We start from the raw sequence: 22,090 nt of genomic DNA on the forward strand, positions 1-22,090 counted from the left end.
AGCATAGAGAGGAGGTGAAATAATGAACTTTGATAAGAATGATATTGAGTGGCTCATCGGATGGCTAGTAATGATTTACTTACACTACGATAGCAAAAAGAAAAAAGCCCCTAAGAAGAAATCCACCAAGAAATCTAAGAAATAGGGACTTAAATACAGGCGGAGGCGAAAGCCTCCCAACCTGTATGTATTATACCACAAAGGAGAGATACAATGAAACAATATTTACCAATGATTGTATTGGCAATTGCTATGACTTTTATTTTTGATTGGAACAAGCATATGATTGAAGTTGCTTTGTTCTATGCTGTTTGGGGTTTTATCATGGGAAGGATGAAAAAATAATGAATGTACTACATGAGGTCTTAACATTAAAAGAAGCGGCTGAACTTTGGCATGTTTCCGTCGATACATTAAAGCAAAAATGCATCGGCAGGGTAAAAGGGGATTTGGCTTTCACCCAAGAAGAATGTCGCCAATCTGGCAAGACGTGGCTTGTTACCCGCGAAGCCATGGTTCGCTTATACGGAGAAGCACCACAACAATAAAAAAATCCCCCACTCCGATGGAATGGGGGAACAGTACACACAATAGGAGCGTGCACCACAACCTCTACTATTATAGCACGTTCCTTCGTATTTGACCACGAAAGGAGCTATATTTATGGCTAAACGAAAAGACGGTAGATACCAGGTAAGTACTACCATAAATGGTAAGCGCCAGTTTTTCTACGGTAGCACTAAGAAGGCTGCCACCAAAGCAATGGAGGACTACCTCGCAAAGCTCACCTGTGCGATTAATTACACCGCAGGGCTTACCCTTTACCAATGGTCCGAGGAATGGCTCCGCATCAAGGAGTCAACAGTCGCTGCATCTACGCTAGCCAGCTATAAGTATGTTATCAAAACCTACATACTACCTTATTTAGGCAATATGTATCTCGATACTATTACTACCCTCAATGTTAGGGCACTACTGCGCACCTTGTCGGATAAATCGGCACGTACGCAATCCTACACCATTACGGTGCTACGAATGATGTTAAAGCTCGCCGTTGAGGAAGAACTCATCCCTAAGAATGTAGCCGACTTTGTGAAGAAACCAAAGGCCCAAAAGATGCGCGAAATGGTTACATTATCCAGGGCACAGGTAGACCAATTCCTAAATGTTATTTCCGATGCAGAGCTACACACGATATTCCGCCTCGCATTCACTAGTGGATTACGTCGGTCGGAACTCTTGGGACTTAGGTGGTCCGATGTGGATTTTAAGGCAGGTACTATCTCAGTCAATCAAACCGTACTCAACATCGAAGATAAGACCACCGTCGTAGCTAGCACTAAGAACAAGTCATCGAAACGTACTATCTCCATAGACCCTGCCACAATGGCAGAGCTCAAACAGCATAGGGTGAACGTGAGCAAGCGAAGACTGCAAACCTTGCATTGGGAAGACCACAACCTTGTATTCCCGGGAAGAAGAGGAAACGCACGAGACCCTCAAAAGGTAAGCAAGCACTGCCGTAAGTTCGCCAAGGCGATTGGAGTCGAAGGGTTCTCGATGCACGGCACACGTCATACGCACGCCACCCTATTAATTGAAGCGGGGGTAAATTTTAAAGTGATCCAAATGCGGTTGGGCCATTCATCCTATCAAATGACGATGGATATTTATTCACATCTAACCCCTGTTATGGAAGCGGACGTGAAAGAAAAATTAGCCTTGATTTTTTGAATTACGATTACACACATTTTTCCTATATTTTGACATCAGTTTGACATCACTTTATTTGAAAATATAGGAAAATATAGGGAATTATCAGAAGTACAAATCGCATGAAATAGTGGTTTTAAGCCATTTTCTCATTCTCAATATGGAGACTCTTAATCAGAGGGTCCAGGGTTCGAACCCCTGGTGTTCCACCACACTTAGAACCGCTCAACCGTGCGGTTCTTTTCTTTTGTAACACAGATATAGTGTCTAGGGAGTCTATTCATGTTTAAACGAATCCTTTTTATCGCTACCAATCTTATACTTGCTCTATACTATCTCTTATATGCTATTGGATTAGGGACGCTATCTATCATCGGCTTATTTATTTTGCTTCTGATTGTCAGCTCCATTGTATTGGGAATATTTTTTTAATCACTATCTTATATGATACATTTAAAACCATCATATACGTGAGGAGTGAAGATACTTCGGCCTTGAATCTCACCAATCAGGTAAGACCTGACTTGTTATCCCTAAAGATATAACTCGTTTATACGGAGAAACTCCCCAAAATATAGTATAAAATTATAGCATAGTATAGAGCCTACGATAAAGGACTGCCGTAATATGTATTTCTACATGTTACGACAGTCCTTTTTGTATTATAAAATTAGCGCCCCTACGACACCACCCAGTAGCAAGGTAATATCATAAAATATAAATGTTGGCACACAGGTATCCCATATATGATTGTGTTGTCCATCTGCATTGAGCCCCGATGTAGGTCCCAATGTAGAGTCCGATGCTGGTGAACCGGCATCTCCTAAAGCAGCTGCAATACCGATTAGCAAAATGATAGCTGGCACAGAAAAGCCTAGATGTAATCCCATAGGAATATAAATGGATGCAATGACCGGAATAGTACCAAAGGAAGTGCCGATACCCATGGTAACCAACAGCCCTACGATCAGCATAATCACAGCGCCCATTAGTTTAGAATCAATAATAGATACTGTGGCAGTTACCAACTGATCCACTGAATTTGTTTCTCGCAATACGTTGGCATACCCTGCGGCAATCAACATCACAAAGGCAATAGTCCCCATCATGCGAATACCACCATCTACATCTTCATCCATTTTAGACCATTTGATAAGGCCTGTAGCAAAGAATACAGCTAGCCCTGCCAACGCACCAATTGGTAAAGATTTAAAATACAGTTGTGCCACAAAAGCCACCGCTGCTCCTGCTAATCCTTTCCAACAATCCGCCGTCATACGAGTTGTATGCTCTGTAGATTCTTCTTGCTCTACCGCAATATCTTCATAGTCGCGGTTTCGACTATAGTACACAATGGCAAGTAATAATCCTACCACCATGGATATGCCCCCAATCCACATAACAGAAGCTATATCTGAAATCGATACATTCACACCGTTCGCTACCATTTGATCTTTGATAATGGTCATAAATAGCAAACCAAAACCAACTGGCAATGATACATAGGGTGCTTTCAGACCAAATGTTAAAGCACACGCCACCGCTCTACGGTCTATTTTCATACGATTCATCACCACTAACAAGGGGGGAATCAAAATAGGAATGAAGGCAATATGCACAGGAATTAAATTTTGTGAAAAACAGGATACAAAGGCGATGAGCAATGTAAATGCCACTTTTTTCGTACCTACAATGTTCGTAATTTTTTTCGTCACCACAGTGGCTAGTCCAGATCGACCAATGACAATGGCTAAGGCACCCAATAAAATATAACTAAATGCAGTCTCTGAGTTGCCACCCATGCCACCGATTAAGGATTCGATGGTAGTAGTTACCGTCATCCCTCCTGCTAGGCCTGCCACTAAGGAAGCTACGATAACCGATAATAACACGTTAAATCGTAGCAAACACAGAATTGACATGGCGATGACTGATAACACTATGGGGTTTAACACTATATCCATTTAGGATCTCCTTCTTTTGTACTTACTCGGCTTGAAGCAACTGTTCTAGGTACGTCCGTTCCCACACATCTCCATAGCCATCTAATTGTTGCAATGCTATTGTACCATAGGTGTCCAAACTTTCAGAAAAAGCTTGATCCACCTCTGCACTAGGATACTCAGTTTTGAGGAAACAAATAGCCCAATGCACACGACCAACTTCCTGCCCATGTTGCTCGACCACACCATGAGATCGGGCAGATTCCAACCAGGACACAGCTGTATGTATATCTCCTTTAATTCGGGCTAACAAACCAAGGTATGCCTCAATAGTCGGTCTCCGTCGACTTATGGTATATTGCAAGCATAATTCATAGGACTGTTGAAAATAGGTAAATGCTAATTCATATTCCTGCAATGCAAAAGCTGTCATACCCGCATTGGTGGCAAATACAATCCATGAACTATATAGTTCCGTTTGATCACAATAGTCCAGTGCTTTTTGGTACATCTCTAATGCCGTCTCCAGACGAGACTGACTTTTTTCAATATCTCCTAAGTAGTTATAGGCCGCCGCGATATTAATAGCATATCTGCGGGCCACAGTTTGGGTTACCGAGAATAATCGTATGGATTCCTCTAGGAGAGGAATTGCCTGTTCTGGCTGACCTTCCATAATGAAAGCTAGTGCTTTCAGTCTTAATATAACCCCAATCTCCTTTTTGAAATGGTACTGCTCTGCCAAGGCAAGAGCCTTTGTGGTATATTGATGTATCTCTAGAACATGACGCTTTTGCAAATGGTAATAGATAAGCTCTTTGTAGGCTTTCAATGTATAGTTCGCTGCATCTTGAAGTTTACTTTCTTCTAGTAACTCTTGAAAGTATCGTACACCCCCACCTGCATCGCCTCGACTCATAAAATACTTACCAACACCATATAAATAAGGCAATTCCAAAGCCTTCATTTCCGGTGTATCACCATATAATGCATAGGCATGATTCAAATCATCTTCAATTTCTCGCAATGCCTTCTGTGTGGCCTCTCCCATAAAATACCCTGCATAGACAGAGGATAATTCCCCTACGCCAAGTTCTGGAGAGGCATCTTTATTAAAGTTTAAATAATGCATGAAAGATTTTAATTTATACATTAAAGCTTTTTGATATTGTCCTGCTTCACGGAAATGAAATTCTAGTTGCTTATAGCGAATCATATCTTCCTTGGAGTGTGTTAACCGTTTTTCCCAGGCTTCCCCCAAATAGGCATGCAAAATTTGACACCGATCGATAGCCATTTGATCTCGCAAATACTCTTTGCACTTGAATTGCTTTAAACTATATTGCACTTCACCATGTTGTGTGCGGTAATCAATGAATCCTTTTCTTTCCAACTCCTCTAAGGTTTGCAACAGACGTAGTTTATCCAAGCCCATATATTGTTCAATCATCCCTAGTGGTGCTTCATTATAGAATAAACTAATAAACTCCGCCAATTTACGTTCTTCTTCAGATAAAGTATCGCATTTCTTGCTATAGAGCAGTTCCATATCTTTGGTCAAACCATAAATGGAACCATATTCTTTCCATAGTTGCATACTTTCTATCAGTACTAACAGATTGCCTCGACTGACTTCCACTAATTGATCCACTATATCTGTGTCCTGTAACGTAGGTTCTCGATCTAAGATAAAAGCTCGCATCCGTTCATCTGATAAAGGCAACAAGGAAATTCTTTGCAATGCTTTCTGTTGTTCTAAACTTTGCAAGGTTCGTTGATGCATGCCTTTTACTTCCTCTACGTCAGTGACAATGATCATAAGACGTTCAGACCTATGATGTAAGAGCAATAAACTCAATAAAGAAAAACTTAAGGAGTCCATCCATTGCACATCCTCAAAAATCAATGTAAAAGGAATTTCTTCCGACACCTGTTCTAGCAAATTTGATACTGCTTGGTACACTACATCAAAAGGCAATGCTTCCGTCACTTCTAAAAAGCCCAAGTCTCGAGCCATACGGCGATCTAACTGTGGAAAGATTTCATAAATACGCCGTAATTCGATGTGTTCCAGACCTTGTAATTCGATTTCTTCAAGTATCTTTCCCACAATAGGAATCCACGCATGCAACAGCAAGCCTTGTTCCTCTTCATAACATTGGCTATCTAGTACACATCGATCGGGCTCTACTTTATCTCGTATATATTCTACGAGGCTCGTTTTACCACTTCCCGTTTCTCCTGTGATACGCAAAGCTAAGGGAGTATCTTCAAAGAAATGTAAATACTTCTGTACCTCTCCTGCTTCTGCATCACGGCCCTTAAACATTGTATGTTCTACAAAGGACACCGCCTCTTGCTTTTGTACTTTTGATAACTGCATGGCTTCTCGAAGAGAGTTAGGTACACTTTCATCTAAATCATCTGCGTAAATACATTGTAGTTGATGGTATAACTGTTTCCCCATGGTCGTGAAACCTTGGCTCATAATCAGTTCCAAAATCGCACTAAACCGCTCTTCGTTATAGGGGTCATAGGACAATAAGACAGGAATATATCGCTCAATACAGGCGATATTTTTTTCCTCAATCCCTGCATCTACTAAATTATAGACCGCCTCCATGTACATAGATTTAAGACGACTTCGTTCCCCTAAATACCAATCTTCATAAGCCACTGCATCTTTTACATAAAATCCTTGTAAAAATTCCCCTTTATAAATATCTATATATTGTTTAGGATTCCTTTGAAATTGATGTACATCCACATAGATATGTGCCGTAGGATTCCATTGTAATACAGCGTTCCTCGGTGATACAAATACATCTGCCCCCAATAGCTTTTTTGCCTCATAAATGGCATTTCTTAAGTTTTTTCTGGCATTGACCTCCGATTTTTCCGGCCACAATAAACCGCTAATTTCATCTCGGAGGGCTACTCCTTTTATCACCATATAATAAATGAGCGCTTGTACTTTTCCATAGGTAAAAAAGATATCTTTCCCATCTACTTGTATCCGTGGTGTCCCTAATAAATGAATTTCTATCCCCATATGATTTCCTTCATTCCATTATGATGGGTCTTATACCTTAGCAAGACCTAACAATCGTTGTTCCTCTGCATCTAACACAGCTTCTATCTCTTCCATGCTATCTGCCAATTGTTTCACAAACTCTGCATCTTGTATAGAACCTAAATTAATTTTCACATTTAAAAAGGCACTCTTTACAGCAGCTCTTGCATTAATCACAGCAATCATCCCATCCGTAATGGCATTAGTATTTCCTTTTACAATGACTGTTTCCACCAAGGGTAATAAAGTATATGCTAATTTACCAATTTCATAAGGCACTAAGGCTGCTTGTTTCGTCGTACGTTGTATTTCAGCTTTACGGAATGTTTTTTCTTCATCCGTTTCTTTTGGTAATTTGAAAGCTCCCATTAACTCCATAAACGCAGCACTATCTTTATTAATATAGTGAACAAAGTCTTCTTTGACTTGGCTTACTTCTTTTTGAATAGCCTTCATCTCCTCATGGACCGCTTCGTATTTTGCATTCCCAATTGTTAAATTCGCTACCATTTCAATTAAAGCCGCCGCCATGGCGCCATTCATCGCCGCCACACTGCCACCTCCTGGGGCTGGTGCACTAGACCCAAGGTCACGAATAAACTCTATGACAGATGCGTTATGTAATTCCATCATTCCTCCTAAAACAATCCTTTAATAGTCCCTTCTGCTGTGACATCCATACCAAGAGCGGCTGGTTGTTTCGGTAACCCTGGCATGACCATAATATTGCTTGTTTGACACACAATAAATCCAGCCCCATTAGCAATTCGTACATCTTGCACAGTGATGGTAAAATCTGTAGGAGCTCCTAGTAACTCCGGATTATCACTTAAGGAATATTGTGTTTTTGCCACACATACCGGTAAGTCTGCCAATCCCCATGCTTCCAATTGAGCAATTTGCTTTTTTGCTGCACTTGTAAATGTTACACCATTGCCACCATAAATTTCTTTTACAATCGCCGTTAACTTGTTAGGGATGCTATCTTTCACATCGTATAAAGCAGTTGGCTTGATGTCTGTTCCTTCTAGCATACCCATCACTTGTTTTGCCATATCAATGCCTCCGGCGCCACCTTTTTCCCAGCATTCATTAAGACTTACATCCACACCATAGTGATCGCATAATTGTAATAACGCATCGATTTCTGCTGGTGTATCTGTAGCAAATTTATTAATGCTCACTAATACTGGCAAGCCAAAGGCTCTCATATTGGCAATTTGTTTCCCTAAGTTCACAAAGCCTCGTTCTAGCGCTTTTACATTTTCTTTGGTCAACTCTGATTTTGGAACTCCTCCATGCATTTTTAAAGCTCGAATCGTAGCTACGATGACCACTGCATCAGGGAAAATGTCTCCATAATGACACTTAATATGCAAGAATTTCTCTGCCCCTAAATCTGCACCAAATCCAGCTTCTGTAATAACTACATCCCCTAATTTTAATCCTAACTTGGTCGCAATGATTGAGTTACATCCATGCGCAATATTTGCAAATGGACCACCATGAATCAATACTGGTGTATGTTCTAACGTTTGTACCAAGTTCGGTTTGATAGCATCTTTCATGAGTAACGCCATCGCTCCTTCACAGCCTAATTGGTGCACAAATACAGGATCTCCAGATAGATTTGTACCAATTACAATACGACCAAATCGTGCTTTTAAATCTTCTAAATCACGAGCCAAGCATAAAATGGCCATAATTTCAGAGGCTACTGTAATCATGAAATGATCTTCCCTTGGTACGCCACTCATAGGGCCACCCATTCCAATGACCACATTACGTAACGCACGATCATTCATATCTAATACGCGTTTCCAACTAATGCGACGTACATCAATTTGTAGTGCATTACCTTGGAAAATATGATTATCAATCATTGCTGATAACAAGTTATTAGCGGCCGTTATGGCATGCATATCCCCTGTAAAATGAAGATTAATATCTTCCATTGGTACTACCTGCGCATAACCACCACCAGCAGCACCACCTTTGACACCAAATACTGGGCCTAAGGATGGTTCGCGCAATACAGCAATACTGTTTACACCAATTTGTTGTAAAGCTTGTGTCAATCCAATAGTCGTGGTAGACTTCCCTTCTCCTGCTGGTGTAGGTGTGATAGCAGTAACTAGAACTAGCTTACCGTTCGGCTTATCTTGTAAGCGTTCCATCGCATCAAAGGACACTTTTGCTTTATATTTTCCATATAATTCTAATTCATCTTCTGCTAAATTGCATCGTTTTGCAATTTCCACAATAGGTTCCATTTGTGCCTGTTGGGCAATTTCAATATCACTTAACATAGTCGCTCTCCCTTCACATCACTATCGTACACTCGTACGAAAAACTCTATACTATGATTTTCATTACCTCGCTTGTAAGGAGACTCCCATCCATACTTTTCACTAGTATCATAGTAAAGAAACTGTCTATTAGAACTATGATACAACGATTTCCCGTATTTCGTCTATTAATAATTACACTGAAAGTACTTTCATTTCCTATAACCAGTAATAGGAATCGCCCATTTCTATCTAAGAGAGTTGCAACGAGTCTTTGTACCATACTAGATACATAGAAAACACCCTATCCCATCTCCTAGAGATGACATAGGGTGTTCTATCTAACAATATGTGTTATGTGCGCGACATCCGCTATCTGTTATGCATGCGATTTATTACCTATTATGCGTGTGTTTCTGCCATATCTTCTAAACGTTTTTGTTCCATAGCAGCTACTTCTTCATCGGTTAATGGATTGTCAATTAATCGTGTTAAGTCTTCTGCGGACACTTCATTTTCCCAGCGGCCTACTAGAGCGGCTGCAATACAGTTACCCAATAGGTTACATACGGTACGACCCATGTCTAACACACGGTCAACCCCTAAAATAAGAGCCAACCCTTCTACAGGAAGACCAAAGGCAGCACTGGTAGCGGCTACGACGATTAAGGAACCACCTGGTACACCAGCGATCCCTTTCGTAGACAACATCAAGGTAATCATCATTAAGATTTGTTGTTCTAATGGGAATGGTACTCCATATACTTGCGCAATGAAGACTACTGTCAAAGCAGAGTACAATGTAGATCCATCTAGGTTAAATGTATAGCCTAATGGCAATACGAAACTTACGATATGATTTGGAATCCCCACTTTTTTCAACTTTTCCATAGCGATTGGCAACGCTGCTTCTGAAGCGGCTGTGGTAAATGCCAAGATAGTTGGTTCTTTCAAAGCAAAAAATAATTTAAATAAGTTCACCTTCGTAAATGCAGAGGCCATACCAAGAACGAGCACTAAGAATACAATCAAGGCTGCATATAAAGTAAGAACTAATTTTAACAACGGAATAAGCATTTCCAAACCGAATGCCCCTACTGTATACGCAATAGCTCCGAAAATACCGATTGGCGAAATATACATCACATAGTGTGTCACTTGGAACATGATATGGGTAACGCTCTTCGACAAGTCGACGATTTGTTTCCCCTCTTTTCCCATACTCGCTGCGGCAATGGCAAATAAGCAACTGAAGAAAATAATTTGCAACATATCCCCACGAGCCATAGCATCTATGATATTCGTAGGAATGATGTTCACCAACATTTGTACATGGTCCATTTGTTTAGATGCCGCTTTGTTAACGATGTCTGTGGCACCACTTGTGGCTGCCAAATTGACGCCTACCCCTGGTTCCGCAATGTTAACGGCAAAGAGAGCGATGAATAATGCCAATGTAGTAGCTATTTCAAACCATAAAATTGCTTTCCCGCCTAAACGACCTAATTTTTTGAAATCTCCGGTGCCTGCAATCCCCATAATGAGAGAGCTAAAAATCAAGGGCACCACGATCATTTTGATCATGCGAATAAATACGTCACCTAACGGCTTCAACTGTTTCGCAAAGTCTGGTGCTATGGCACCCACGACGACACCAGCTAAGAGGCCAATGCCGATCCAACCTGATAGTCCAATTTTCTTTATCATGTCATAGAATCTCCTTTTTACATACCAACACTTACCTAGGTCATAGTAAAAAGAGGCGATGGTGTACAAGTACAGAACGTCTCTTTTAGAACCTATTTTAAAATTCTATAGAATGTATTATAACAAATCTTAATCCATGGATATAATAAAATTTTTTTATATTTGACATTCCTTGGACGTTCGTGGTTTATACTACAGATACAGAGTAACAAAACTTTGATACTCTCTTTCTTGTGAAGTGATGTACGTATATTATAAACTCCTCAACTCCTTTATAGGGCCTGATAATATATGTATGCGACATAACCAGCTACCTCTACCATGCTACCTCTATGGTGTGTCGCGAACAGGTACGCATCCTTCATTCACATCTTTGGGTCTTCTCCTCTACTCTTCCCTACAGATGACCTAAAGAACTCTATCAACAAATACCATGTACATCGTGAAGATGGGCATGGTATTTTTTCGCCTATTTTCATCTATAATCCCATTTCTACAAACTCTACAGCCCTACCCTTATACATCACTATATCTTCTACTATCACAACATGCCAAAAGAGACTGTTCAGATGCGTCTTATCTAAACAGTCTCTTATGATACACATCTATTGAAAGTGTAGTTCTTTCAAGACCTTACCTAATTGAAATACCTTTACCTTTGTAAAGAAGAACCCTACAACTATTTCTTTATTCCTTGTATCGACTAAACGGTAATACTTTTACTAGGGTTCCTTTCTCTAGTTCTCCACTATTACCTGGGATTTTAATTAAACCATTAGATACAGATAAAGCTTTTAGCCCCCCCGATGTCATTCCCAAATTAGGGTATGCCCAGCAAGAACCTGCTTCGTATCTAATCTGTCCTTGATAATAACGGTCAAGAGGATGTTTTCTACCTACCATTTCACCTAGGTGACATTCTATCCAGCTAGTCATAACTGCCCGCCCAGATAACCGTGCTAATACAGGCAACACCAGCAAATAGAACTGATTCATCGCTGCCGTAGGGTTTCCAGATAAGCCCATACACCACGTAATATGCCCCTCAGTAGCAATGATACCACCAAACGATGCCGCACCTGGTCGCATATGCAATCGGCGATACAAGGTATTAGCGCCTAATCGTTCATATAATTCTGGCATGGTATCATAGTCCCCTACGGATACACCTCCAGTGCTGATAATCATATCTACTGGTCCCAATGTATCTAGCATATGTTGTACGGCAACAATATTATCATCTACTGTACCAGGCGCATCCGACAGATGGGCTACGCCTACCACATCAATCCCTAGAGTATGTAAGGTTCCTTCTAATAAATATCGATTAGAGTTATAAATATGCCCTTCTCGACGTGGCTCTGTCGGATCTTGCACTTCACGACCTGTGGTTAACACAATCACTCTCGGTTTGCGATATACAGATACTTCACTATATCCTTGCCCTGCTAAGATACCTACTTGTTCTGCTTCCAACACAGTACCAGCAGATAATAATTCTTGACCAATTTGTATATCTTCCCCTTCTGGGATAATATGTTGACCCACTTCGATTCGACTAGGCACCGTTACTTCTGACTCATGAATCCAAGTTAGCGCCTCTTTTACTACTACCGTATCTGCTGTGTTTGGCACCATGGCGCCTGTCATGATTTGAATCCCTTCGCCAAGTGCCAATTGCCCCTGAAAGACCTCTCCTGCCCCAATGGTATCTACTATCCGATAGGTCCTTGTATCTGGTGTATATCGAATCGCAATGCCATCCATGGCAGATTTTCTAAAAGGAGGATAGTTCATCTGTGCTAAAGCCGTTGCACCCAGTACTCTGCCATAGGTCTGTCCAATCGGTACAGATTCTACCTCTACTCTATACTCACTATCTATAAAAGGAGATTCCACTAGATGCAAGCCTTCTTCTACACTTACTACTTGCATTATAACAACTCCTTTACAATCCAATCTGCTAAGCGTTCCATATCTTCTTCACTGAAACTGAATTGCTCGCAGATCGCATTTCCTTCTAATGTATCATCTATATCGGTGACTACCGCCACAATCTCTTCTAATTGTGGTAATCGTGTTTCATTATGGTTGGCACGGACCACTTCAATAATCGGTGCCACTCCATGACTGCGACTTTCTAAAATGACCAAGTCCACCGGCATTTCATTAGCCAAACGAATTAATTGCTGTTGACGTTGCATACCTTCACCATGTACCACCATAGCATATCCATTGGGGCCAGCTATTGCCACCGCCTTCGCTCCAGCTTGGCTAGCTTTCCACGTATCAGTACCTTCCTGATCCATGCTGAATCCATGACCATCGCTTTTCACCATTCCCACCACGATGCCTCGTTGTGAAAGTTGATGAATCAGCGCCGTAGCCACCGTTGTTTTTCCCGATTTAGATTGACTAGCACTGATTGTCACAATCGGCACTGAACGTTCCCGATTAAGTGCTTTTGCTTTCGCCAATTTATAGGATAAACGCGTATTCACATTGCTATACAACTCGGCTTCCTCAATCATGTCCATTTCCATATAAGGAATCTTCTCTAAGATGCCGTGCATAGATACATCTTCGCCATCTAACGCCTCTTGAATCGTATCTAGTACAGACCGCTTATAAATGGCCGCCAAAGGTTCGTATTCTTGCAGCCCTACATAAGGAACCATAGCTAATAACTCCCCTTGTAAAAATGCATCGATATGTACTTCCCAAGATGGCAACCAGTGAAAGGAAAACCATGGCATATCTGCAGACACTACGATATAGGCTTCCCGAGTGCCTATTGAAAGGGCTGACTGCAATCCACTCAAAGGGCCTTTCATAGCAATCGTATCTGGCACTAATTGAATATCTCGCCCAAAGGAACGAGCTTCTTCAATAATATGTACCTCTGACTCCTCTAATTCTCGATTGATGGAAACTAAAATTTCTCCACACTCTGTAAGGACCGCCTTGCGGAGCATTTCCCCTAATAAAGTTGTGCTCCCCCAAGGCAATCTCGTCTTATCTGTTCCCATACGAGTGCTGAGTCCACCCGCTAACACAATAATTCCTAATTCAGAAATCATACATATCTCCTGTCCTAGATGTTTTCTTATTTATGGCTTGGGGTCACACGACCTAATCCACGCATCACTGGCACATATAATAATGCCAATACTACAAGATTAATCACCATATCTGGCAACATATACGTTGCATTATACGTTAGGGAGTAAATCCAAGGGCTTGTTCCCTCTGGTGCATAAGACCCAAATACGACCACACCGCTAATGGCAGACATAGCAAAACGTGTTAAAATCGCATAGATAGCGCCAAAGAAAGCTTTCACTGTACCAGAACCGCCGAAGAAACCAGCAATACCAATGGCACCATAGGCTAAGATATAGTCCAATACGATACTCATATAATGAATAGAAAATTTAAATCCCAATAGGAAGTGAACAATTCCATAGGCAATACCAGTTAAGATGCCCGCACGACCACCCCAACGATAAGCATAAATTAACAATGGCACCAAGTTAGCTGCTTTCACAGCACCACCTTGTGGCATTTGGTAGATGACATACATACTTAAAATTTGTGCCATAGCGATGACTAAACCGCCTTCTACTAACATTTTTGTTTTACTTGAACTTGTATAACTCATATCTATCTCCTTTTCACACTATGATACATTGAAATACATTATCAAAATACTTTTATTTATTCCTCATATTGTATCACTTTTAATCTATTTTTATCTATATGTTTTTTCACAAAACACGGTATTCCTCTAGTACAAATTAGCATATCAAAGATGACTAAGTATATCTATCCCCTTGTTGCCAAGATAGGAGGTCTTATGTATAATAGATAAGGATTATGTCGTAATCCTAATTCTGTCTATTTAGGGGGCAACAAATAATGATCAATACTACAAACATTTTCGATTATGAAGACGTGCAATTGATACCGAACAAGTGTATCGTATCTAGCCGTAGCGAATGTGACACAACGGTGAAACTAGGAAATCGTACGTTCCGTTTACCAATTGTGCCAGCTAATATGCAAACTATCATCGATGAAAAGTTAGCCAAAGAATTAGCTGCAAAAAACTACTTCTATATCATGCACCGATTCCAACCTGAAAAACGTTTGGCTTTTGTAAAAGACATGCATGCGGCAGGTTTATTTGCATCTATTTCCATCGGTGTTAAACCAGAGGAATTTGCATTCGTGAAAGAATTAAAAGAAGCAAATCTATGCCCAGAATATATTACCATCGATATCGCTCACGGTCATTCCAACAGCGTTATCGACATGATTCAACACATTAAACGTGAACTTCCTGAAAGCTTCGTTATCGCTGGTAACGTAGGTACTCCAGAGGCAGTTCGTGAACTAGAAAATGCTGGTGCTGATGCGACCAAAGTAGGCATCGGACCTGGTAAAGTATGTATCACAAAACTAAAAACTGGTTTTGGTACTGGTGGTTGGCAATTGTCCGCTGTTCGTTGGTGTGCCAAAGCGGCTACAAAACCTATCATCGCTGACGGCGGTATCCGTGACCACGGGGACATTGCAAAATCTATTCGCTTTGGCGCTTCCTTTGTCATGATTGGCTCTTTATTCGCTGGTCATATCGAATCCCCAGGTAAAGAAGTGACGATTGACGGCGTAGCTTATAAAGAATATTTCGGCAGTGCTTCTGAACATCAAAAAGGGGAACGCAAAAATGTAGAAGGCAAAAAAATCACAATTCAGTCCAAAGGTAGTATCTTCGATACATTGACTGAAATGGAACAAGATTTACAATCTTCTATCTCCTATGCTGGTGGTACTACACTACAAGCTATCAAAAAAGTTGACTACGTTATCGTGAAAAACTCTATTTTTAACGGAGATCGCTAATCTCTTATACACACCATAAGAGGACCCTTGCCTAACAGTGGTCCTCTTTTTTATGACTAAACTGTTTTTACATCTTGCCTCTATCCCTCTCAATACACAATTAACACCGTAACAAGTTCTATGTCAAAGGAAGCACTACTTATTTAAAATTTATATTCAATATTTCGTCTCACACTTAATACCTATCTACATATCATATATCACGAATCACTAAAAGAGCTATGAGAACTCCTTTACAAAGATCTCATAGCTCTTTTCATACTTACATCATCAGATGCACTATTTAAATTTTGGTCGTCTTCCTTCTGCAAAGGCTCGTACACCTTCACGGAAGTCTTCTGTTTCGCCCAAGGAATTTTGGATTTTTACTTCTAATTCTGCATATTCCTCAAAGTTTGTAAAGAAACTAGCCCACATCATTTGTTTCATGGCCCGGAAAGAATTGACTGGACCTTTCGCCAAGCGTTGCACTAAACGATTCGTCGTACGTTCCAAAATCTCTGGTTCACATACTTTATAGACAAAGCCATATTCCTTACCTTTTTCAGCTGTTACCGCTTCCCCTGTCATAGCCAGTTGCATAGCCCGGTTGATACCCACCGCACGACTCAACAAGTACATACCACCAGCATCTGGCGCTAGCCCTACATTGACAAAGGCTTGAATAAACCGACTATTCGTAGATGCCACGCACATATCCGCTGCCAACACCATATTAAAAGCCGCCCCTGCCACAGCACCATCCGTGCACATCACAACAGGTTTTGGCAAATGTTTCATAGCTAAAGAAATTTCCATCACCAAATGAGTAATCTCAAACAAGGACTCTGTATCATCTTCTTCCACGGCTCTTTTCATTTCCGTTAAATCACCGCCTACAGAAAACACTTTCCCTTCCGCTTTAAAGACTAATACACGAGCATCATCAGTTTCCTTAACCACACGGATAGCGTCCAGAATTTCTTGACACATCGGCACATTAAAGCCATTTTGCACCTCTGGACGATTAAAGGTAATGGTAGCAACATTGCTCTCTATGGTAAACAATATATTATTGTACGTCATATATCACCTATTATAACCCCTTCGTAGGATCTGCATCATCAGACTCTTCCGCCAACGTGAACGGTTTGCCTACCCCATCATTACGTAAACGGTCAGCTTTAATCTTAGCCCAATCAATAGGTTCCCCTTTTTCAAGAGCTTGCCCTGTTACTGCATCTACGATTACGCTGTACTCTTTTTCATCTGTATCTTGAGTCCGTACAATGTAACGAACTTCATTATTTTCTGCTTTGATTTCCCAACCTCTAGTGAAAGAGCCTTCTCCCACCAAACCACGAGCTGCTACTTCCGCTTCTTTTGGAGAAATTACTTTCAACGGGTTGAACACTTTGGATGCTACATCTTTTGCCTTGCTAGAACGGAATTCACGTACTACTTTACCAGTGATTACATCTACATCAATGGTAATTTTTTGTTTTGGTGTGTACCCTACCACCACATATTGATAATTACCTTTTGATGGATCCAGTGTAATGGAGCTAACCGCTGCTTTCACATAACGACCCACAAAGATACCTGCTACTTCACGCATGGACAATACCATGGATTGACCAGGTTGGCGCACCACCACGGTTTTATCATTTAAATTCGAATATTCATTGATTTCAGCATGTGCTTGCGGTGCCACTGCAAAGGTTGTAGCAAATGCCATAGCGCCTATTAAAGCTAATGTACTTTTTTTCATTGGTCTCTCCTATATATACAATTCTATGAACAAAACTTACATGACCATACTCCATGAAGCTTGCATTCTCAATCTTGAGATATCTCTTTCATTATACCGTATCTATGCTAATTCTTCAATATAGTACATACATCGTGCTGATTATCTATCCCCTCTTAGCACTTATTTCTCATCTATGCTCCTCATAATTCCGAGACGTTTCTACCTATATAGAAGAGCACCATATTACTTAGGTTATCATACGATGCATCCACGTTCTTCCTTACTTCCACGCACCTATCTCAATAGAAACTAAAAACGCCCTTACCTAAGTAAGAACGTTTTTATATACATTATAGATATTTACTAAGCACGGCTTGGAATGCTTCTGGTTGTTGTTCTTTCCATGTGTCAAAATCTTGATTTGCTTCTTCAAGAGCTTTCACAAGATCGATAAAGAACTTAGGAATGTCCGCTACTGTGATAACGCCTAGTTCATCGGACATACGCTGACCTTCTACTTCGCCATTACCGTTTACGAACACCTTGAAAGCCGGTTGAGGTTGTTTGTCTACCACTTTTGTAAATCCATGGAACCCTAATGAACCCACTTGGTGTGTACCGCAGGAAGATGGGCAACCCGACACATGCAATTGTGGTAAGCAATCTGTAGATAATCCTTCTGCTTCCAACGTTTCTTTAATCACTTTCACAAGTCCAGAAGAATCTTGGAAACCGATTTGACAAATCGTAGCACCTACACAAGAGACCGTCTGCTCGAATTTGTTTTTCGCATGAGTATCAGCGATAATAGTTGCTACCGCATCTGCTTCTTCACCAGTTAAGTTCACAATATATACCGATTCGTCACCACAGATACGGATTTCTGTTTCTTCTAAGCCACCGACATACTCAAATAATTTTACGAATACATCAATCGGTGGTGTACCTACTAGTGGTTTATATTGAATATAATACAAACCTTTTTGTTTTTGAGGTTTTGCCAAGGCTGTCGTCGGTGTTGTTGTACCTGCTTTTTTCACTTCGTAAGGAGGCACTGACAATGTTAAATCATGAGTCGCTTTAGATTTTGCTAAGTACTCATGGTAGACTTTGCGGAACTCCTCAGCCCCTAAGCGTTGCGCAATGAAACGAGAACGAGCTTTGCCACGATTTTTAAAATCCCCTAATTCATGATACAAGTGCAACATACCTTCGACATGGTGTAATGTTTCTTTTGGATCTACATCTTCTGCTACCAATACGCCAAAAGCAGAACCACCACCGATACCGCCACCCGCATAGACATCAAAAGTACCATTTTCTTTTGCCAAGAACCCTAAATCCTTAAAGTTGGCATGCCCCTCATTGTCTACCACAGAGAAACCGATTTTATATTTACGTGGTAACGCTAATGTACCAATTAAGGACACCGCATATTCACTCGCTGCTTGTAAATAGGGAGTCACAGCGAACGGCTCATCAGGATGCACTCCATGTAATGGACTTGCCGTTACATTACGCAAATTATCTCCACCAGTCCCACGATTGTATATATCATGTTCAAAACAGTCTTTATACAATTCTAAGATTTGTTCACCTTGCAATTGATGGAATTGAATACATTGACCTGTTGTAAAATGTACATATTTCAAATCATATTTCTTTACAGAATCGACTAAGAATTTCATTTGGTAAGGAAGAATACGGGAGCCCATGAAACGCAAACGTAACATCGCGCTTTCAAACCCACGTTCCGCATAACTACCAAATCCTCCACCAATGCCTTTGAAATCCTTTGGGGCAATTTCCTTCTTAAAGAAACCTTCAATCCCTGCTTGGAACTTTTCAAACTCTCCCGCAAATCGTTGTCGTACTTCTTCTGAAATAGCCATTATACCTTCTCCTCTCTGAGCACTCGCTCAACAGAAAACTCTTCTTCTCAAGTATAACAGATATTAAGGCGGATTTCTATAGATTGAAATCCGCCTCTTTTCATAGGTTATATCACTTAGTTACACAGTGAATAACCGCTTTCTATTCATTTTTCTATTCGATGAAAGCCACTACTCCATCGGTCAATTCATTCTGCAATTCATTAGAACGATCTTCAGAATCGAACGTATCATCAAACGTCACCGCCATGCGACGTGCTTTCGCTTTCATTCCTGTCACGAGGCGCATAAACATTTTCTTTGCCCCTTCATCATCACTATACACAATGTCCTGCACATCATCCACTAAGAGCAAGTGCAGTTTGCAGTATTCTTCCATATAATCTGCTACTTCCCCATAGGTCACGCTGTCGTTATATTCTTTGATGAATTGCGCGCCTGTCACATAACGCACACGAATAGCAGCATTCTGCTTCACTGCCTCTTCTTCCATCGCCTTCAATAAATGCGTCTTACCCACACCAGACTGACCAAATAGAAATAGTACTGGCTCAAAACACTTTGTAAAATCAGTCATCGCCAACGCCGATGCCATACCAAATTTATTTTGTTCTGTTACGTTGAAAGTTTCAAATGTTTGCATAATAACTCCTTATTTCCTTGCCACAATGGAAAAGAGTGGCACTGGATTATATAATTCATCTTCTTCATCATAGATACGGCTACTTACCGCCATATCTAAATACACTCTGGAAAAGCCTGCTTTACGCATCATATGTGCGTCCCAATGAGGCCGATCCATACGACTGATAGAAAGTTCCTCTGTAATGGCAATACATTCTTGCATCGTTTCATTCGCTACCCCTTCATGAATGTGATGATGGGCCACTACGGGCACCTTAAGTTCTACTCCATAATCGCCATCAATATTGATGAGCACCCCTTTTGGTGCAAGTACTCGATACCATTCCTTGTAGGCCGACTCCACATCTGGCAAGGTCCATGTCAGATTCCGTGCCAGAATCACATCGAAAGATTGGTCAGGAAAATCTAATTGCATCGCATCCATACAGCAAAAGTCCACAGTCCCACGCAGAGAATCTTGTAACTCCACAGCTTGCGCCTTAGCCACCGCAATCATATCTTCCGTTAGATCAATACCAGTCACAGAGTAGCCTTGTTGTGCTAGCAAAAAGGCAAAAAAGCCCGTTCCCGTCCCCAAATCTAAAATTCGTTGGTGAGTGTCCTTAATATGCGGAGTAATCTCTCGCAACCAGCGAGGCGCTAAGTTCGATTGTAATTCCTTCATGCGTAGCGCACCAAAATCACCGCTCCGCCCTTTCCAGTAGGCAATAATCCTATCTCGTATCGTCATAGGCCCTCCTTGTATCGTATGTATTATACCATGAGGAGAGATGCTTTGTATGTAGCTTGAGTCACGAACAAATATATAGTACAATCTTTCATTATCCTTTACTTGTTGGTCCTATATCTTTACTTTCATCCAAAAATCTTTACTTAATTGTATAACGAAATTGGACACCCATTAAAATAAAAAATCTGAAATTTGTACATCCTTATATCGTCATTTCTGTACATTCTTATGATAGCATTTATACTTAGTACCTGATATATAAAAAAAGTAGTTAAAACATTAGATAATTTAAGAATATAGTTTATCTATTATATTCATAGCACAATTAGACCTTTTACCTAATCTGGTTGACTAGTCTCCCACTCCAATAAATCTTTTCCAAGTTATTATCTACAACAATCCAAGATCCATCAGATTCATATAATTTAGCTGCTGAAAGTAGATTCTCTTTCAATATGTTCTTCTCTATTTTTCGTAAAGTTCTACATATGTCATTGTATGTCTTAATATCTCTTAATGATTCACCTGAGCAGGCTATCCCCATCGATGCATTCATCATAACACAAATTTTTTTATGCATTTTTTTGTCATATACCTCATCTATTACATTCAAATGAGATTTGCGAAGTTCGCCTCTTTGATAATCATCAAAATTTACTTCTAGTTGTGCCCCAGGAAGAGCACTAAACATCTCTGGCCAATTATCATAAATCTTTTGAAGAAGTTCTTGTCTAGACCAAGACGGCGGATTATGATGGTATAGACCAAGTACTCTAATCTCATTAACTGTATATAACAAAAAGAGCAACTCACCTGTTCGCTCTATAAACCGTGAATTATTTATATGAGGTTTCTTTCCTAAGTGAATATGAAGTATATTCCAATCATTAAACATTAAATCTTGCTGACAATCGAGATTTATACTTTGTGTTGATAGATAAGGAGTTATATCTTCCCCATTTGATAAATACTTTAATATACTTTTAACTCGTTTTTGCCATTTCTTTAGAATTTGAATATTTCTAGCGTAAGAAACAACCTTTTTGTTTCCAACACCTATTTTTCTATAAAAATTTAAGATTCTAATAACAGCTTGTTTTCTATCACAATCAGAAAAAACAAGACCTTTCTCTTCTCCATATTTTATAACTATATCCTGAAAATCTTTTTCTAAATTAATCATACTCACCTCATTTGATTACAAATAAATTGAACTATCCACTTATGTACTCTGGTGATCCAGGAGGGATACGAGAACAACTTAGGGTTTAAGGAGCCTAGCGACGCAAAACCCTTAGTGTTCCGATTCCTTGGAATAGCGGCTAGCTTAGTTCTCTAGAAGCGTAGCGACGCAGAGAACTTAGCGATAGCATCCCTGCCACACAAAAAGAATCCTACATCAAGTAGAATCCTTTGTACTCTGGTGATCCAGGAGGGATACGTAAGCAACTTAGGTCTCTAG

General features: G+C 40.4%; 19 protein-coding genes. 5 read left to right on the forward strand and 14 right to left on the reverse strand.

Annotation, left to right across the window (positions count from 1 at the left end; genetic code table 11):
* Nucleotides 1-22 precede the first annotated feature (22 nt).
* The 4 genes from EO125_RS10085 to EO125_RS03125 all read left to right on the forward strand — a co-directional run bounded on the left by EO125_RS10085 (nucleotide 23) and on the right by EO125_RS03125 (nucleotide 1,734).
* The gene (locus tag EO125_RS10085) at nucleotides 23-145 is read left to right on the forward strand and encodes a hypothetical protein (protein ID WP_255416565.1); all 123 of its coding nucleotides are present in this window, start codon (nucleotides 23-25) and stop codon (nucleotides 143-145) included.
* Between the two features lie 68 nt (nucleotides 146-213).
* Complete coding sequence (locus tag EO125_RS10090; RefSeq protein WP_255416566.1) at nucleotides 214-345, forward strand: hypothetical protein; 132 nt, start codon at nucleotides 214-216, stop codon at nucleotides 343-345.
* A complete protein-coding gene (locus EO125_RS03120) occupies nucleotides 345-548 on the forward strand; it encodes a helix-turn-helix domain-containing protein (RefSeq protein WP_126939752.1) in 204 nt (67 codons plus the stop codon). Before EO125_RS10090 ends, EO125_RS03120 begins: the two co-directional genes overlap by 1 nt.
* 115 nt (nucleotides 549-663) lie before the next feature.
* Nucleotides 664-1,734: a site-specific integrase gene (locus EO125_RS03125; protein ID WP_127147625.1), complete on the forward strand. Its 1,071-nt coding sequence runs from the start codon at nucleotides 664-666 to the stop codon at nucleotides 1,732-1,734.
* 641 nt (nucleotides 1,735-2,375) lie between these two features.
* Here EO125_RS03125 and EO125_RS03130 read toward each other — a convergent pair.
* From EO125_RS03130 to thiT, 8 genes are all read right to left on the reverse strand, one after another.
* Complete coding sequence (locus EO125_RS03130; RefSeq protein WP_127147626.1) at nucleotides 2,376-3,677, reverse strand: Na+/H+ antiporter family protein; 1,302 nt, start codon at nucleotides 3,675-3,677, stop codon at nucleotides 2,376-2,378.
* Between the two features lie 22 nt (nucleotides 3,678-3,699).
* On the reverse strand, nucleotides 3,700-6,708 hold the full coding sequence (locus EO125_RS03135; RefSeq protein ID WP_127147627.1) for an AAA family ATPase: 3,009 nt from the start codon (nucleotides 6,706-6,708) through the stop codon (nucleotides 3,700-3,702).
* Nucleotides 6,709-6,738: 30 nt separating this feature from the next.
* Entirely contained in the window at nucleotides 6,739-7,359 is a 621-nt protein-coding gene (locus EO125_RS03140) for a cyclodeaminase/cyclohydrolase family protein (RefSeq protein WP_127147628.1), read from the reverse strand.
* Between the two features lie 8 nt (nucleotides 7,360-7,367).
* Entirely contained in the window at nucleotides 7,368-9,038 is a 1,671-nt protein-coding gene (locus tag EO125_RS03145) for a formate--tetrahydrofolate ligase (protein ID WP_127147629.1), read from the reverse strand.
* Between the two features lie 381 nt (nucleotides 9,039-9,419).
* Nucleotides 9,420-10,724, reverse strand: a complete 1,305-nt coding sequence (locus tag EO125_RS03150) for a dicarboxylate/amino acid:cation symporter (RefSeq protein WP_127147630.1) — start codon at nucleotides 10,722-10,724, stop codon at nucleotides 9,420-9,422.
* A gap of 687 nt (nucleotides 10,725-11,411) precedes the next feature.
* Nucleotides 11,412-12,659, reverse strand: a complete 1,248-nt coding sequence (locus EO125_RS03155) for a molybdopterin molybdotransferase MoeA (protein WP_127147631.1) — start codon at nucleotides 12,657-12,659, stop codon at nucleotides 11,412-11,414.
* Nucleotides 12,659-13,804: a molybdopterin-guanine dinucleotide biosynthesis protein MobB gene (locus EO125_RS03160; RefSeq protein WP_127147632.1), complete on the reverse strand. Its 1,146-nt coding sequence runs from the start codon at nucleotides 13,802-13,804 to the stop codon at nucleotides 12,659-12,661. The genes EO125_RS03155 and EO125_RS03160 overlap by 1 nt, the downstream gene beginning before the upstream one ends.
* Before the next feature lie 26 nt (nucleotides 13,805-13,830).
* The gene (thiT, locus tag EO125_RS03165) at nucleotides 13,831-14,385 is read right to left on the reverse strand and encodes an energy-coupled thiamine transporter ThiT (RefSeq protein WP_127147633.1); all 555 of its coding nucleotides are present in this window, start codon (nucleotides 14,383-14,385) and stop codon (nucleotides 13,831-13,833) included.
* Nucleotides 14,386-14,642: 257 nt separating this feature from the next.
* On the opposite strand from thiT, the gene guaC reads away from it, so the two are divergent.
* Complete coding sequence (gene guaC / locus EO125_RS03170; RefSeq protein ID WP_127147634.1) at nucleotides 14,643-15,629, forward strand: GMP reductase; 987 nt, start codon at nucleotides 14,643-14,645, stop codon at nucleotides 15,627-15,629.
* Between the two features lie 279 nt (nucleotides 15,630-15,908).
* On the opposite strand, the gene EO125_RS03175 is transcribed toward guaC, so the two are convergent.
* The 6 genes from EO125_RS03175 to EO125_RS03200 all read right to left on the reverse strand — a co-directional run bounded on the left by EO125_RS03175 (nucleotide 15,909) and on the right by EO125_RS03200 (nucleotide 21,811).
* Nucleotides 15,909-16,694, reverse strand: coding sequence for an enoyl-CoA hydratase (locus EO125_RS03175; RefSeq protein ID WP_127147635.1), 786 nt, complete (start codon nucleotides 16,692-16,694; stop codon nucleotides 15,909-15,911).
* A 10-nt stretch (nucleotides 16,695-16,704) separates the two neighbouring features.
* Nucleotides 16,705-17,379, reverse strand: a complete 675-nt coding sequence (locus EO125_RS03180; protein ID WP_127147636.1) for a PepSY domain-containing protein — start codon at nucleotides 17,377-17,379, stop codon at nucleotides 16,705-16,707.
* 332 nt (nucleotides 17,380-17,711) lie between these two features.
* Nucleotides 17,712-19,253 (reverse strand): nitrite/sulfite reductase, encoded by a 1,542-nt coding sequence (locus EO125_RS03185; protein ID WP_127147637.1) that lies wholly within the window; start codon nucleotides 19,251-19,253, stop codon nucleotides 17,712-17,714.
* A 154-nt stretch (nucleotides 19,254-19,407) separates the two neighbouring features.
* Nucleotides 19,408-19,896, reverse strand: a complete 489-nt coding sequence (locus EO125_RS03190) for a DnaA ATPase domain-containing protein (protein ID WP_127147638.1) — start codon at nucleotides 19,894-19,896, stop codon at nucleotides 19,408-19,410.
* A gap of 9 nt (nucleotides 19,897-19,905) precedes the next feature.
* Nucleotides 19,906-20,628 carry a class I SAM-dependent methyltransferase gene (locus tag EO125_RS03195; RefSeq protein WP_127147639.1) on the reverse strand — a complete coding sequence of 241 codons (723 nt, stop codon included), beginning with the start codon at nucleotides 20,626-20,628 and terminating at the stop codon, nucleotides 19,906-19,908.
* 334 nt (nucleotides 20,629-20,962) lie between these two features.
* Complete coding sequence (locus tag EO125_RS03200; RefSeq protein WP_127147640.1) at nucleotides 20,963-21,811, reverse strand: hypothetical protein; 849 nt, start codon at nucleotides 21,809-21,811, stop codon at nucleotides 20,963-20,965.
* Nucleotides 21,812-22,090 lie beyond the last annotated feature (279 nt).

It is taken from the genome of Veillonella sp. VA139, from assembly GCF_003992005.1.
Lineage (GTDB): Bacteria > Bacillota > Negativicutes > Veillonellales > Veillonellaceae > F0422.

Bases quoted from the DNA above. Each gene is read 5' to 3' on its own strand.
- EO125_RS03125 (WP_127147625.1), top strand. From the start codon at position 664: ATGGCTAAACGAAAAGACGGTAGATACCAGGTAAGTACTACCATAAAT.
- EO125_RS03180 (WP_127147636.1), bottom strand. From the start codon at position 17,379: ATGAAAAAAAGTACATTAGCTTTAATAGGCGCTATGGCATTTGCTACA.
- EO125_RS03190 (WP_127147638.1), bottom strand. From the start codon at position 19,896: ATGCAAACATTTGAAACTTTCAACGTAACAGAACAAAATAAATTTGGT.
- EO125_RS03175 (WP_127147635.1), bottom strand. From the start codon at position 16,694: ATGACGTACAATAATATATTGTTTACCATAGAGAGCAATGTTGCTACC.
- EO125_RS03130 (WP_127147626.1), bottom strand. From the start codon at position 3,677: ATGGATATAGTGTTAAACCCCATAGTGTTATCAGTCATCGCCATGTCA.
- EO125_RS03195 (WP_127147639.1), bottom strand. From the start codon at position 20,628: ATGACGATACGAGATAGGATTATTGCCTACTGGAAAGGGCGGAGCGGT.
- EO125_RS03155 (WP_127147631.1), bottom strand. From the start codon at position 12,659: ATGCAAGTAGTAAGTGTAGAAGAAGGCTTGCATCTAGTGGAATCTCCT.
- EO125_RS10090 (WP_255416566.1), top strand. From the start codon at position 214: ATGAAACAATATTTACCAATGATTGTATTGGCAATTGCTATGACTTTT.
- guaC (WP_127147634.1), top strand. From the start codon at position 14,643: ATGATCAATACTACAAACATTTTCGATTATGAAGACGTGCAATTGATA.
- EO125_RS03185 (WP_127147637.1), bottom strand. From the start codon at position 19,253: ATGGCTATTTCAGAAGAAGTACGACAACGATTTGCGGGAGAGTTTGAA.
- thiT (WP_127147633.1), bottom strand. From the start codon at position 14,385: ATGAGTTATACAAGTTCAAGTAAAACAAAAATGTTAGTAGAAGGCGGT.
- EO125_RS03200 (WP_127147640.1), bottom strand. From the start codon at position 21,811: ATGATTAATTTAGAAAAAGATTTTCAGGATATAGTTATAAAATATGGA.
- EO125_RS10085 (WP_255416565.1), top strand. From the start codon at position 23: ATGAACTTTGATAAGAATGATATTGAGTGGCTCATCGGATGGCTAGTA.
- EO125_RS03140 (WP_127147628.1), bottom strand. From the start codon at position 7,359: ATGGAATTACATAACGCATCTGTCATAGAGTTTATTCGTGACCTTGGG.
- EO125_RS03120 (WP_126939752.1), top strand. From the start codon at position 345: ATGAATGTACTACATGAGGTCTTAACATTAAAAGAAGCGGCTGAACTT.
- EO125_RS03150 (WP_127147630.1), bottom strand. From the start codon at position 10,724: ATGATAAAGAAAATTGGACTATCAGGTTGGATCGGCATTGGCCTCTTA.
- EO125_RS03160 (WP_127147632.1), bottom strand. From the start codon at position 13,804: ATGATTTCTGAATTAGGAATTATTGTGTTAGCGGGTGGACTCAGCACT.
- EO125_RS03135 (WP_127147627.1), bottom strand. From the start codon at position 6,708: ATGGGGATAGAAATTCATTTATTAGGGACACCACGGATACAAGTAGAT.
- EO125_RS03145 (WP_127147629.1), bottom strand. From the start codon at position 9,038: ATGTTAAGTGATATTGAAATTGCCCAACAGGCACAAATGGAACCTATT.